The following is a 13,327-nucleotide window of genomic DNA, read 5'->3' as shown; positions in this document are numbered from 1 at the left end:
ATATATTTCTTTCTACTTGCTGTTAAATCCTTTGTATCTTTTCAACTTACTCCAACAAAAAAGCACCGCCTTTCAGCAGTGCTGTAATAATATTATATTGCTTAAGATTTTATAAAGAAAGAACTCTTACATCAATTCTTCTGTTTTTAGCTTTACATTCATCCGTATCATTGGCTTCACATACCGGATGTTGAGAACCATAACCTTCAGCTTCAATCCTGTCTGCAGAAATTCCCATTTCCAATAGTTTTAGTTTTGCAGTCTGTGCTCTTAAATTCGACAGCTTCTGGTTGCTTTCCTGATTTCCCGTATTATCGGTATAACCGCCTAATTTGATTTTTAAGCCGGGATAAGCATTTAAAATTTCAGCAAGATTATTCAGTTCTGCTTCAGAGCCTGCTTTTAAATCACTTGAACCGGTTTCAAAATAAAGATTTTCGATGGTATACCAGTTATCCGGATTTAAAATGGCCGGGCTTTTTTCTTTAACTCCATTAAGCAAACGGTACAGCTGGCTTCCTTCACCAAGAGTGATTATTTTTCCTCCGTTCAGCTTGATTTCCTTGATTGTTCCGGTTTCATATACGAAATCACCTGTTTCATTTAAATGGCCTTTAATTTCTTCTGTTGATGAAGGCTCAGTTACAGGCATATTTTCGCTTTCCGAATGAATCCCGGTCATTCCTGTAAGGCTTTCAATTTTAGTTTTTCGGTTGGCATCGATTTTATCTTTGTGTAAAGTAGCCAGGGTAGGCGCAATGACCAATGAAACAATTGACATCAGCTTAATCAGAATGTTCATTGACGGTCCTGAGGTATCTTTAAACGGATCTCCCACTGTATCACCTGTTACCGATGCTTTATGAGGTTCAGATCCTTTATAATAAGTTTTTCCGTTGATGTCTACTCCTTTTTCAAAAGATTTTTTAGCGTTATCCCAGGCTCCGCCGGCGTTATTCTGGAACATTCCCATTAAAACACCGCTTACCGTTGCTCCTGCTAAAAATCCTCCCAATACTTCCGGTCCGAAGATAAATCCGATCAAAAGTGGTGAAATAATGGCAATAGCTCCCGGCAACATCATTTTTTTTATGGATGCATCAGTAGAAATAGCCACACATTTTTCATATTCCGGCTCTGCTTTTCCTTCTAAAATTCCCGGGATTTCACGGAACTGCCGTCTTACTTCCTCTACCATTGCCATCGCGGCCTGTCCTACAGCGGTAATCGCTAAAGATGAGAAGATAAACGGGATCATTCCTCCTACGAACAGGCCGGCTAATACATCGGCTCTGTAAATATCAATACCGTCAATACCTGCAATACCCACGAAAGCGGCAAATAATGCTAGAGCAGTTAAAGCAGCAGATGCAATGGCAAATCCTTTTCCGGTAGCTGCCGTTGTATTTCCTACTGCATCCAGGATATCTGTTTTTTCACGAACTTCTTTCGGAAGCTCACTCATTTCGGCAATTCCACCGGCATTATCTGCAATCGGCCCGAAAGCATCAATGGCAAGCTGCATGGCTGTGGTCGCCATCATTCCTGCTGCCGCAATCGCTACACCATACAACCCGGCACAAAGGTATGATCCGTAAATTCCTCCTGCTAAAACAATAATCGGAAGCAAAGTAGATTCCATTCCAACGGCAAGGCCGCCGATAATATTTGTTGCATGGCCTGTAGAAGACTGTCTCACAATGCTTGAAACCGGTCTTTTTCCCATCGCTGTATAATATTCTGTAATAATACTCATTAAGGTACCTACAACCAATCCGACCATAATGGCCCCGAAAACACCCATTTTAGTGAATTCATGGCCTCTTAAAACCATTTTATCCGGGAGAATATAAGTTACCAGAAAATAAGAGGCTATTGCAGTGATCACGATACTTCCCCAGTTTCCAAGGTTTAAAGCATTCTGAACACTTGAAGTCGAGCTCCCTTCATTATCATTAATTCTGACAAATAAAGTTCCTATAATTGAAAAAATAATTCCTGTTCCTGCAATAAGCATCGGTAAAAGAATGGGTGCAAACCCACCGTATGAGTCTACAGACACTGTTTCCCGTCCTAAAACCATGGTTGCTAAAACAGTTGCTACATAAGATCCGAAAAGGTCGGCGCCCATTCCTGCCACATCTCCTACATTATCTCCTACATTATCAGCAATCGTAGCCGGGTTTCTTGGATCATCCTCAGGAATTCCCGCTTCTACTTTTCCTACAAGATCTGCTCCTACGTCAGCTGCTTTTGTATAAATACCACCTCCTACTCTTGCAAATAAGGCAATAGATTCGGCCCCAAGAGAAAATCCTGTCAGAATCTCGATCGTTCTTTCCATTTCGTGGGAATCTACCGTCGCATCGGGAGCAAAAATCTGTTTCAGAACAATAAAAAGTGTTCCTAATCCTAAAACCGCTAATCCGGCAACTCCCATTCCCATTACGGTACCACCTGTAAAGGAAACTTTCAACGCTTTTGAAAGGGATGTCCTTGCTGCTTCGGCAGTTCTTACATTGGCTTTCGTGGCAATTTTCATTCCTATAAAGCCGGCCAATGCTGAAAATACAGCTCCTACAGCAAAAGCAATTCCTATACTCCAGTGCGAATTTGAATTACTCATTCCCATCACTGCCAGCAAAATGGCTACAATAATTACAAAATAGGCTAAAACCTTGTACTCGGCCTTTAGAAAAGCCATTGCACCGTCAGCAATGTGTCCGCTGATCGTTTTCATTTTTTCATTTCCGGCGTTCTGCTTATTTACCCAGTTACTTTGTAAAAAGGTATACAATAAAGCTACAACCCCAAAAATTGGTACTAACACAAATAGGTCCATAGTTTAATATTTTTTTGATAATAGAGAACTAAATATAATAAATAATTCTCATCAAAATATTAAAAAAAATATAACCCTGTAAAATCACTCTTCATCAATCATCGCTTATTCCAAACAAAAAAGGATAAATGAAATCTCATTTATCCTTTATTTATCATTCATGGAAGAGTTTTATCCCCCGAATTTTTCTGCGTAATCTTTCTGTGCTGCCTTGATCACTTTTTTAGCATGTTCAACTCCGTAAACTTCCTGGATTCTGCATTTTGCAGGTTCGTCCGGTAAGTTTTTATAGGTTAAAAAGTAGTGCATCAATCTTTTTACTTCTGCTTCAGGTAATTCTGTAATGTCTCTGAAATGTCCGAAAGCATGATCACCTACCATTACAGCAACGATTTTATCATCAGCCTCACCACCATCAATCATTTTGAAGCCACCGATTGGAATAGCTTCCATCAGCATTCCTCCCGAGTGAATATTATGTGAACTTAAAACACAGATATCCAACGGGTCATGATCTCCCATTGTAACATCATCTGCACCTCTTTCTATAGCAAGCTTCATCACTTCATTATGGCAATATGTTCTCGGAACAAATCCGTATAGTGCGGGAATAATATTTGAGAATTTCTGAGGTCTGTCTACCTTTAAATATCCAGTTTCTTTATCCACTTCATATTTAATAGTATCTGAAGGAACGATTTCCACAAATACATTGACAACATTTGGCGCATCTTCTCCTGCAGAAATTCCATGCCACGGATGTGCTTTAAAATTTGGAATCATTATTTATTTTTATTTTTAATTAAGCTATTATTAAAATTTCTCTTCTCAGGTCTTCTATCGTTACAGCGATATAATCTTCTCCATTCATGTAATTCATGATGAAAACCGTTTTAAATTCGTCCAGCTCCGGGCTGTTGTTAAAGCTTTCATATGTCGTATGAAGCAAATCTATAACGGCATTCTTGGAATCAACAATATTTTTCCATGAATTTTTTGTTAAATAAAGCTGTTGGGAAGAATTATATTCAAATTCTTCATTGATTGTTTTTTCAGTCAGGAAAATAAATTCGTGAGCAGCCAGGTTTTTGTCAAATCTCAGAATTAGGTTTGAAGGCTTTATTCTTTCCAGAAAAAGGGTCATCCTTTCGTATGAATGGGTTTTATTTTCAGAATTGGATTTTACGGAAAGAAGGTTTATTTCCTGATTCTTAAGCTTAATATAGGCATGTACAAACTGTCTCAGCAAAACCAAAAAAGGAATCGCAATTATTAATGCAAAAGCATAGGGTAAATATCCTGAAAAACTAGTCATAATTCGATGTGCAAAATTACTAATAATTTGCTATTTACTATGCATTTTTGAAGTTTTAATTTTTATTTTTTTCCGAAAACCGGGCTTTTCCATATAAATACTCTTAATTTGCAGTATTAATCTGCGCAAGAAAATAATGTCTTTAAAAAACTATATCTCAAAGCTGTCTTTCAGCTCGAAAATAAGTAGCAACCTTACAACCTTTACGGCATTTATTGTCAACACAAAAAGGTACAGCTCGAAGTTTAAAAAAAACAGACTTGACTTCAGCAATACCGAAACTTTCGTGTATCGGTTTAGAAAAGCAAAAAGAAATTTTGATATTTATTTAAGGACATTTAAGGGTGATATTGATATTTTTTATGAAATATTCTGGAAAAAAACGTACGACAAGCATCTGAAACTTTTAAAAAAGAATCCTGAAGTCATTGTAGATTTCGGAGCACATATCGGGCTGACATCAATTTATTTTGCGTTGAAATACCCCAATGCAAAAATATATTCCGTAGAAGCTTCTCCGGAGAATTTCCAACTTCTGAAAGCCAATACTGCTTCTTTTAAAAATATTGCCTGTTTCCATGCAGCCGCTCATTTTGAAGACGGATCCGTGAATTTTGGCACGCAGGAACTGTCTTACAACCAGAAAGTATCTGAATCGGGAATACCCGTACAAGCATTGTCAGTTGAAACATTTATGAAAAATAATCATCTGCAGCGGATGGATTTACTGAAAATCGATATTGAAGGTGCAGAAGCCGACCTGCTCAGCAAAAATAACTCATGGCTTCAGCATATTGAAAATATAATTATTGAAATACATTCTCCTTATGATTCAAAAAACCTGAGCCGGGACTTAGAGCCTTTTCAGTTGAAAATAAAGCAGAAAGAAGGTGATGTTTTATTTGCTGATAAAGAATAAACAGGAAAGCTACGGAAATTTTCGCAGCTTTTTATTTTTACAGCTCAAAAAGAGCAGGTCTTTGGGTAACTTCATGATAACAAACGCTGTTTTCATCAAAGAAATGGTATACGAGGCTTTTTCTTGTCCTGCTTTTATCAAGATGCGGCTCTCCGCCATGCAGGATATTGGCATGCCAGACTAAAAGGTCTCCTTTTACAGCTTTAAAAATTTCCTTTTTCAGTCCCAGCTCTTTTACTTTATTCTCAAGGAATTCCTCGTATGCTTTGTAACTTTTCCTGCCTATTCTTAAAGCATCTCCTTCATTGTCGTAATCTGAATTTAAAAAATAAGGCAGCTTATGGCTTCCCGGAATGTAATGAAGGGCTCCATTGTTTTCATCCACATCTTCCAGGGCAATCCAAACGCCTAAAAGCCCGCCTAAAGGATAAGTGGTCATATGAATACTGTCGGAATGTGTTTTTTGCTGACTGCCATTGATAAAATTAATACTCTGGAAAAGTTTGGCCTGTCCGTCCAGCAATACAGAAAGAAATTCCAGCAGATTTTTATCATTCCCGATGTTTTTAATGATTTCGGAATAGTGAATGGCGAACATCAGTTTTCCATTGTAACGGAATTTTAAAGTTCCGTCTGTCATTAATTTATGAATTTCACTGTTGATTTTATCTACCGTATCATTATCCAGATAGTTTTTTAAAACCAGATACCCGTTATTATTGTAGTTGATAACACTTTCTTTGTTTTCTTCGGATAAATTTTTATAAAAAGCTGTATGGATAAGCTTATTTTCATCTATAACTCTTTCTGTATCAGAAAGATGTGAGAAATCTTTACTTGAAATACTTGAAAAATAATTTTTATTGATTCCAAATTTTTTATACAGCGGAATGTTGTGTTTTAACTTTTTCCTGTTAAAAAAATTATAAACCATATAAGGCAATTTGTAATTACGGATTTGCTTTAGCATAGCTTGATTACATTGATAAATGACTTTATAAATTTATGAAATAATATTCTAATTAGAATTAATCTAAACAATAATATTCAAAAGTTATCTTAATGAGTAAATTTTCCCTTTTATAAAAAACCGCACAAAGTTCTGAGCCAGGATTTTCATAGGATTTTCCAGGACAGCATAAGGTTTCAGCTCCGGACGGAAGCCCCTGAAAAACTCTTCAATATTCGGTAATTCTCCACCTTCAAAATCAAAGATTTTTGTTTCTATATTTTCTTGTATAATACGATCGATAAGCACTGAAGCTCCGGAAATTTTCACATATTCTTTATCGTTGAATGTGCCCAATAAAGCTACTGTTCGACTATCATTGTAAGTGACAATAAGATTGATTATGGTATTTTGGTAATAAAATGCTAAAAATTCAAGGGCCTTAAGTTCATAAAACTTTTCAAAAATATTAATGAAGCCTTTAATATCCTCATCTTTATCAGCTCCCAGAATATTAGCTTCTATAAAACCTTTAGCTTCACTGAAAGTGATGTTTTTTATATCTGAGCTTTTAATAACCTCTTCATCAAGTCTCAGCTTTCGTTTTCTTTTCGGTGAATATTTCGCTGATACTTTTTCATAGGAATCAGGGGAAATAAGAAAATTCTTTCTTTGTGGTAAAGATGACTGAAATTGATTCACATCATTAAACTTGTAAATTCTTATCAGGTAATTTTTTTGCAGAAATTCTAAAAAAATTTCATTGATCCCTGCATCTTCTTTTTCTGAAAATATACCCAACTGCTGACACAACATTGGGCTGTGAACGATTTTAAAACCATATTTTTTCACATAGGGAACCGGCATTACTGCTTCATAATCATTATAAACCAATAATTCCCAGTGTTTATTGGAAGTAACATCTAAAAAAGTTCTGGATGCCGAATATTTTCTCTGTTCAGACTTTTCCAGGCATTCCGTATATTTTTTAAAGTCAATCTCGTTATATTGTAATCTCCTGATCATATTAATCCTTCATCCGAAAAACTCAGGTATGAGTTCTGTGTTATAATCAAATGGTCTAAAAGCTGAATGTTCATCAGCTTACCTGCTTCTTTAATTCTTTGGGTAACAGACATGTCCTCACGGCTCGGTTTAAGGCTTCCTGAAGGATGATTATGAGCAATAATGATCCCTGTTGCAAAGTGATCCAGAGCAGTTTTAAATAAAATACGGATATCAACGATAGACTGGCTGATTCCACCTTGGGTAAGTTGAGAAATAAGAATAACTTTATTACTCTGGTTCATAAAAATTCCCCAGAATTCTTCTGTTCTCAGATCAGACAACTGACTTTCAAGTATTTTGTAGGCATCATTACTGTTTGAAATCACAACTTTCTCAGGAATATCCTGTCCGGTCCTTCTCCGTCCTATTTCCAGGGCTGTCGCGATAGAGAGGGCTTTTACTTTCCCTACTCCTTTAAATTTCATTAATTCTTTTATTGAGAGAAGGCTCAGCTGGTTCCAGTTATGATCCACAGAAGCTAAAATCCTTCTTGCCAGCTCTAAAGCAGATTCTTCTTTGCTACCACTTCCCATTACAATTGCTAAAAGCTCAGAATCAGAAAGTGAATTCTTACCTTTCAATAAAAATTTTTCCCTGGGTCTGTCATCTTTGGCAAGAAACTTTATAGACATGAATTTTGAATTATGAGTTAAAGGCTAAAAGATATGAATTTTTAATAGAAAGCGTACAAAATAATCGGTTTTTGAGATCGATCGATATACCTGGCTGTCTGATTAAAGGCATTCAAAGAAAGCATCGGACAACCTAAGCTTAAGCAAGCCGGATTTTGAGATTCTTTATCCGGAATACAGCTGTAAGAATGAAGGATAATAGCCCTCTGCATAGCATTGTTATTGGTGATATCCAGTCCGTTTAAACGGTAAGATTTCCCGAATTTCCCTATATAACTTTCCCGGATCTCAAATTTTCCTAAAGAAGACTGGTAAGATCCCTCTGTATTGCTGAATGCAAGTTTGTCTGAATTTTTTGATACAGATCCTGAACCATGAGAGACAATTGCTTTCTGCAATATCTTATCGTTTTTCAGATCATAGACAAAGTAGCGGTAATTTCCGGAATGAATTTTAAAATTGATAAAAACTGCCAGGTTTTGATTATAATCTTTCCCTTTCAGAAAATTTTTGACCTCGGTAATTCTGGATTCCGGTAAAATTGAGGAATTTTGTGATTTCAGACCACAAAAAAGAACCAGGAACAAAAAAGAGAAAGTAATTTTTTTTATCATCAAAGTTGTGTTTATTCAATAATCATCCCATCTTTCATTATCAATTTGCGGTCTGTAATTTCAGCAAGATTAGGGTTATGCGTTACAATGACAAATGTCTGGTCATATTTATCTCTTAAATCAAAAAACAACCTGTGTAAATCATCTGCATTCTTTGAATCCAGATTACCTGTAGGCTCATCTGCAAATATAATTTTAGGGGAATTGATAAGAGCCCTGGCGACCGCTACCCTTTGGGCTTCTCCTCCGGATAACTGATTGGGTTTATGATGAAGTCTCTGTTCAATTTTAAGATCTTCAAAAAGCGCATATGCTTTTTCTATGGCCTCTTTCTCATTAGCTTTAGCAATTTTCGTCGGAAGCAGCACATTTTCCATAGCGGTGAATTCAGGAAGCAATTGATGGAACTGAAATACGAAACCGATATTCTGGTTTCTGAACTTGGAAAGCTGCTTATCATTCATATTAATAAATGATTCGCCGGCAATGGTGATTTCAGTATCATGATTTTTAGAGTTAGTTGGTGAATCCAGTGTTCCCAGGATCTGCAGAAGGGTAGATTTTCCTGCTCCCGATTCTCCTACGATAGAAACAACCTCACCCGTTTTGATATGAATATCAACTCCTTTTAATACTTCTAAATTCCCATAAGATTTATGGATATTCCTTGCTTTAATCATGATTCAAAAATAGTAAATAGATTTTAAATATTGAATAGTTTTAAGTGAATTGTGAATGGTGAATCATCTTGGTTTATCAATTTTTAACGATCCATTTCAGTCTGTCATTCCATAAGGGTCTAAACTTGAACCTTCTTACTATTTTCTGACACTATACTTAGATCTCTACGGAATAAAAAAACAAAGGAAATCTTACATCTCAGATTATTTAAACAAAAAAATATTGATGTTTTACATTTATTTTAATTTAATACAAACAAAAAATGCTCCTCAAACTGAGAAGCATTCTTTTGTATTTCAAAAACTTAGAAAATTACAATAACAAAGTTAAAGGACTTTCCAGATATGTTTTCAATGTTTGTAAGAACTGGGCTCCTGTAGCACCGTCTACCACTCTGTGATCACAAGCCAATGAAAGCTTCATGATGTTTCCAACTACAATCTGACCGTCTTTAACGATAGGCTTTTCAATAATTGCTCCTACAGAAAGGATTGCAGAGTTGGGTTGGTTGATGATACTTGTAAAGGTTTCAATTCCGAACATTCCAAGGTTTGAGATGGAGAATGTAGACCCTTCCATTTCGTTTGCTTTAAGACCTTTGGACTTCGCTCTTGAAGCCATATCTTTTACTGCAGCAGAAATCTGGGTATAATTCATCTGATCTGTATTCTTAAGAACAGGAACTACCAATCCGTCAGGAATTGCAACAGCTACCCCAACATTGATATTTCCTCTGTGGATGATCTTATCTCCGGCCCAGCTTGAATTTACTTGCGGATGTTTTCTTAAAGCAACAGCAGTCGCTTTAATAATCATATCATTGAAAGAAATTTTAGTATCAGGTAAAGAATTGATTTCTTTTCTTGCTTCAATTGCTTTATCCATATTGATTTCTACCATCAGGTAGTAATGCGGAGCGGAGAATTTACTTTCAGCAAGACGTTTTGCAATAATATTTCTTACCTGAGAATTTGGAGTTTCTGTATCCTGACCTTGAACAAAGCTCACAGCAACCTGAGCTGCTGCACTTGCTGCCGGAGCAGATGTGCCAGAAGCTGCCTGAGACGGCTGATAGTTTTCAATATCTTTTTTAACGATTCTTCCGTTTTCCCCTGAACCGTGGATGCCATTGATATCAACACCTTTATCCTGAGCCATTTTCTTAGCTAACGGAGAGATTGCCACTCTGTCAGAAGATGAAGAACTTGCAGCCGGAGCAGCAGATTTTTCTTCAGTTTTAGCTTCTGCTTTTTGTTCAGCCGGTTTTTCTGCAGACTGAGCAGCTGGTTTTGCAGCACCTACTCCGGAAACATCAGTTCCCGCAGGGCCTATGATCGCTAATACTGTATCAACGGGAGCAGCACCACCTTCTTCAACACCCTGCTTCAATAATACCCCATTAAATTCAGATTCGAAATCCTGAACTGCTTTATCTGTTTCGATTTCAGCAAGAAGATCTCCTTCTTTCACTGTATCGCCAACATTTTTATGCCATTTTGCTACTTTTCCTTCCGTCATTGTATCAGAAAGTCTTGGCATTGTAATCACTTCTACTCCAGCCGGAACTTCTGCCGTAGTCTGTTCTACGCTTGTTCCGTTATTTTCTGTTTTAGATTCTTCCTCAGATTTTTTCTCTTCAGAGCTTCCTGCAGCAGGAGCACTTCCGCCTGTTAATCCGGAAATATCTTCTCCTTCATTACCAATAATTGCTAAAACTGAGTCTACAGCAGCAGCAGCACCTTCTTCTACACCTACGTATAAAAGAGTTCCTTCTACTTCAGATTCGAAATCCTGAACAGCTTTATCTGTTTCAATTTCAGCTAAAATATCTCCTTCTTTTACTTTATCGCCTACTTTTTTATGCCATTTCGCCACTTTTCCTTCTGTCATAGTATCGGAAAGACGGGGCATTGTAATTACTTCTGCCATAATTTATTTAATATGATAATGAGTTAATTGATAATTTGATAATGAAAAGGAACATGTTAATTAACTAATTAGCACATCACTACATTATCTCATATTATTTTTAGTTTTCTAATTTGTCTATAAACGGATAGTTTTCCTGAGCATATACATACTCATAAACTTTTTCAGCATCCGGATACGGAGAGTTCTCCATGAATTCGATACATTCTTCAACGAAATCTCTTGATTTATTGTCGATCGCTTCCAATTCTCCTTCTGTAGCCCAATTGTTTGTTAAAATTCTGTGCTTAATCAATTCAATAGGGTCATCATTTTTATGAAGCGCTACTTCTTCTTTCGATCTGTACGGTTCAGCATCAGACATTGAGTGACCTCTGTAACGGTAAGTTCTTGCTTCGATGAAAGTAGGCCCGTCTCCCCTTCTTGCTCTTTCAATAGCTTCATAAGCTGCTTCCGCTACTTTTTCAGGATCCATTGCATCTACAGCAAGACAAGGCATTTCGTATCCTAATCCTAATTTATAGATATCTTCATGATTAGCTGTTCTTTTTACAGAAGTTCCCATTGCATACTGGTTGTTTTCTACAACAAATACAACAGGTAATTTCCAGTTCATTGCCATGTTAAATGTTTCATGCAATGATCCCTGTCTGGCTGCTCCGTCTCCGAAGAAACAGATATTTACCGCTTTTCTGTCAAAATATTTATCTGCAAAAGCAATACCGGCACCTAAAGGAATCTGACCTCCTACAATACCGTGTCCTCCATAGAAACGGTGCTCTTTGCTGAAAATATGCATAGATCCACCCATACCTCCTGATGTACCTGTAGCTTTACCACAAAGTTCCGCCATGATTCTTTTAGGATCTACTCCCATTGCCATGGGATGGATATGACATCTGTAAGCAGTGATCATACTGTCTTTTGTTAAATCCATTGCATGAGTGAAACCCGCAGGTATCGCTTCCTGACCATTATACAAATGTAAAAAACCTCTGATTTTTTGTTTTAGATAAAGAGAACGGCATTTGTCTTCAAACCTTCTCCACATTGTCATATCTTCATACCACTTCAGGTATACCTCTTTAGAAAATTCTTTCATGTGTTAGCTCTTGCTTATTTATTATGAAATAGTTGAGCAAAATTATAAAAAAAACTTTGTTTTTATTGTATACATACCAATTGTTTTTTTACATATAGTGTTATATTTGATTTTTAAACTTATTCATGGAAGAAAAACAGCCATTCTTAATCAATAAAATCTCAAAAGTTATCTCTGACTTTTTTAACCCACTGGTCTCTTTATTTATATTTTTTGTCTACATGAGTGTACAGGAATATTCGTTAAAGGATTCCCTATTCTATTTTCTTCCCATATTATTAATGATCATACTTCCTGTTATCATATGGCTCATATGGAATGTAAAGACCGGAAGATATACCAATATGGATGTTTCCAACCGTAGCCAGAGAAAGACGCTGTATATATTTATAGCAGCTTGTGTTATCATTTATATTACTTACAACTATATCAGAAACGGGTATATTGATTTTGTCATGCTGTTTATTTTAATTCTCCTTTTTGCGTTACAGATCAGTAATTTATTTATTAAAAGTTCCATGCATACCGCCTTTAATGTTTTTGTGGCTGCTTTGTTTTTTGCATTAAACTGGAAAATGGGATTTATCTGGTTGGGAATTGCTATTTTAGTGGGAGTTACAAGAGTTATATTAAAAAGGCATACTGTAAAAGAAGTATTTATGGGGGCCGGAATAGCATTTCTGGTATCTTTTCTTTATCTTTATTGCAATATACAATTTCAACATTAAGAATATTATATGAAAATAAATCATCTCACTGCGGCCGAAGAGAATTTAATGAAGCTATTCTGGAAGTTGGATTCCTTTTATTTAAAGGATATTATGGAACAGCATCCTGAGCCGAAACCGCATCAGAATACGGTCTCCACTTATTTGAAAATACTTGTCGAAAAAGGCTATCTTTCCACCCAAAAAGAAGGCAGGATATTTAAATACAAAGTATTGGTTCCTTTAGAGGGTTATAAAAAATTCTTATTAAAAGAGCTTTTACATCATTTTTTCAATGATTCAGGGAAAGAAATTTTTGAACTTCTATTTAACGAAAAATTAATTTCAAAGGAAGATTTAAAAGATTACTTCAATCATCTTGATATGAATCCCGTTAAATCAAAAGCTCCTAAACTGGAAATTGCCAATGAAATCCTGAATAATCCTAAGAAAGATAAAAAGGGAAAAGACAAGAAAAAGAAGAAGAAAAAAGATTAGAACATCATAATATAGAAAAAGAGGCTGTCTCAAAAGGGGCAGTCTTTTTTCTGTCTCAAAATTTGTAGTTT

At 36.0% G+C, this 13,327-nt stretch carries 13 protein-coding genes; 3 read left to right on the top strand and 10 right to left on the bottom strand.

Features of this window, described 5'->3' with window-relative positions; genetic code table 11:
* Positions 1 to 109: 109 nt before the first annotated feature.
* The 3 genes from PMI13_RS18105 to PMI13_RS18095 form a co-directional block, all read right to left on the bottom strand.
* On the bottom strand, positions 110 to 2,842 hold the full coding sequence (locus PMI13_RS18105; protein WP_007846439.1) for a sodium-translocating pyrophosphatase: 2,733 nt from the start codon (positions 2,840 to 2,842) through the stop codon (positions 110 to 112).
* Between the two features lie 171 nt (positions 2,843 to 3,013).
* Positions 3,014 to 3,625, bottom strand: a complete 612-nt coding sequence (locus PMI13_RS18100; RefSeq protein ID WP_007846438.1) for an inorganic pyrophosphatase — start codon at positions 3,623 to 3,625, stop codon at positions 3,014 to 3,016.
* Between the two features lie 19 nt (positions 3,626 to 3,644).
* Positions 3,645 to 4,157, bottom strand: coding sequence for a DUF7935 family protein (locus PMI13_RS18095; protein ID WP_007846437.1), 513 nt, complete (start codon positions 4,155 to 4,157; stop codon positions 3,645 to 3,647).
* Positions 4,158 to 4,293: 136 nt separating this feature from the next.
* Here PMI13_RS18095 and PMI13_RS18090 point away from each other — a divergent pair, with 136 nt between their 5' ends.
* Positions 4,294 to 5,076, top strand: coding sequence for an FkbM family methyltransferase (locus PMI13_RS18090; protein ID WP_007846436.1), 783 nt, complete (start codon positions 4,294 to 4,296; stop codon positions 5,074 to 5,076).
* Positions 5,077 to 5,113: 37 nt separating this feature from the next.
* On the opposite strand, the gene PMI13_RS18085 is transcribed toward PMI13_RS18090, so the two are convergent.
* From PMI13_RS18085 to pdhA, 7 genes are all read right to left on the bottom strand, one after another.
* Entirely contained in the window at positions 5,114 to 6,010 is an 897-nt protein-coding gene (locus PMI13_RS18085; protein WP_238536335.1) for a phytanoyl-CoA dioxygenase family protein, read from the bottom strand.
* A gap of 120 nt (positions 6,011 to 6,130) precedes the next feature.
* Entirely contained in the window at positions 6,131 to 7,051 is a 921-nt protein-coding gene (locus tag PMI13_RS18080) for a hypothetical protein (protein ID WP_007846433.1), read from the bottom strand.
* The gene (gene radC, locus PMI13_RS18075; RefSeq protein WP_007846432.1) at positions 7,048 to 7,725 is read right to left on the bottom strand and encodes a RadC family protein; all 678 of its coding nucleotides are present in this window, start codon (positions 7,723 to 7,725) and stop codon (positions 7,048 to 7,050) included. The genes PMI13_RS18080 and radC overlap by 4 nt, the downstream gene beginning before the upstream one ends.
* 41 nt (positions 7,726 to 7,766) lie before the next feature.
* Positions 7,767 to 8,339: a murein L,D-transpeptidase catalytic domain-containing protein gene (locus PMI13_RS18070; RefSeq protein ID WP_007846431.1), complete on the bottom strand. Its 573-nt coding sequence runs from the start codon at positions 8,337 to 8,339 to the stop codon at positions 7,767 to 7,769.
* Positions 8,340 to 8,350: 11 nt separating this feature from the next.
* Positions 8,351 to 9,019: an ABC transporter ATP-binding protein gene (locus PMI13_RS18065; protein ID WP_007846430.1), complete on the bottom strand. Its 669-nt coding sequence runs from the start codon at positions 9,017 to 9,019 to the stop codon at positions 8,351 to 8,353.
* 313 nt (positions 9,020 to 9,332) lie between these two features.
* Complete coding sequence (locus tag PMI13_RS18060; protein WP_007846429.1) at positions 9,333 to 10,949, bottom strand: pyruvate dehydrogenase complex dihydrolipoamide acetyltransferase; 1,617 nt, start codon at positions 10,947 to 10,949, stop codon at positions 9,333 to 9,335.
* A 100-nt stretch (positions 10,950 to 11,049) separates the two neighbouring features.
* A complete protein-coding gene (gene pdhA / locus PMI13_RS18055) occupies positions 11,050 to 12,051 on the bottom strand; it encodes a pyruvate dehydrogenase (acetyl-transferring) E1 component subunit alpha (protein WP_007846428.1) in 1,002 nt (333 codons plus the stop codon).
* A 125-nt stretch (positions 12,052 to 12,176) separates the two neighbouring features.
* Here pdhA and PMI13_RS18050 point away from each other — a divergent pair, with 125 nt between their 5' ends.
* Together PMI13_RS18050 and PMI13_RS18045 are read left to right on the top strand one after the other, a co-directional pair.
* Positions 12,177 to 12,779: a phosphatase PAP2 family protein gene (locus tag PMI13_RS18050; RefSeq protein ID WP_007846427.1), complete on the top strand. Its 603-nt coding sequence runs from the start codon at positions 12,177 to 12,179 to the stop codon at positions 12,777 to 12,779.
* 9 nt (positions 12,780 to 12,788) lie between these two features.
* Positions 12,789 to 13,256 (top strand): BlaI/MecI/CopY family transcriptional regulator, encoded by a 468-nt coding sequence (locus tag PMI13_RS18045; RefSeq protein WP_007846426.1) that lies wholly within the window; start codon positions 12,789 to 12,791, stop codon positions 13,254 to 13,256.
* The last annotated feature ends 71 nt before the right edge of the window (positions 13,257 to 13,327 follow it).

The organism is Chryseobacterium populi, from assembly GCF_000282115.1.
Lineage (GTDB): Bacteria > Bacteroidota > Bacteroidia > Flavobacteriales > Weeksellaceae > Chryseobacterium > Chryseobacterium populi.
Note: the sequence above shows the minus strand (reverse complement) of the source record. Positions and strands in the feature narration are given on the sequence as shown.

Bases quoted from the DNA above. Each gene is read 5' to 3' on its own strand.
- PMI13_RS18105 (WP_007846439.1), bottom strand. From the start codon at position 2,842: ATGGACCTATTTGTGTTAGTACCAATTTTTGGGGTTGTAGCTTTATTG.
- PMI13_RS18100 (WP_007846438.1), bottom strand. From the start codon at position 3,625: ATGATTCCAAATTTTAAAGCACATCCGTGGCATGGAATTTCTGCAGGA.
- PMI13_RS18095 (WP_007846437.1), bottom strand. From the start codon at position 4,157: ATGACTAGTTTTTCAGGATATTTACCCTATGCTTTTGCATTAATAATT.
- PMI13_RS18090 (WP_007846436.1), top strand. From the start codon at position 4,294: ATGTCTTTAAAAAACTATATCTCAAAGCTGTCTTTCAGCTCGAAAATA.
- PMI13_RS18085 (WP_238536335.1), bottom strand. From the start codon at position 6,010: ATGGTTTATAATTTTTTTAACAGGAAAAAGTTAAAACACAACATTCCG.
- PMI13_RS18080 (WP_007846433.1), bottom strand. From the start codon at position 7,051: ATGATCAGGAGATTACAATATAACGAGATTGACTTTAAAAAATATACG.
- radC (WP_007846432.1), bottom strand. From the start codon at position 7,725: ATGTCTATAAAGTTTCTTGCCAAAGATGACAGACCCAGGGAAAAATTT.
- PMI13_RS18070 (WP_007846431.1), bottom strand. From the start codon at position 8,339: ATGATAAAAAAAATTACTTTCTCTTTTTTGTTCCTGGTTCTTTTTTGT.
- PMI13_RS18065 (WP_007846430.1), bottom strand. From the start codon at position 9,019: ATGATTAAAGCAAGGAATATCCATAAATCTTATGGGAATTTAGAAGTA.
- PMI13_RS18060 (WP_007846429.1), bottom strand. From the start codon at position 10,949: ATGGCAGAAGTAATTACAATGCCCCGTCTTTCCGATACTATGACAGAA.
- pdhA (WP_007846428.1), bottom strand. From the start codon at position 12,051: ATGAAAGAATTTTCTAAAGAGGTATACCTGAAGTGGTATGAAGATATG.
- PMI13_RS18050 (WP_007846427.1), top strand. From the start codon at position 12,177: ATGGAAGAAAAACAGCCATTCTTAATCAATAAAATCTCAAAAGTTATC.
- PMI13_RS18045 (WP_007846426.1), top strand. From the start codon at position 12,789: ATGAAAATAAATCATCTCACTGCGGCCGAAGAGAATTTAATGAAGCTA.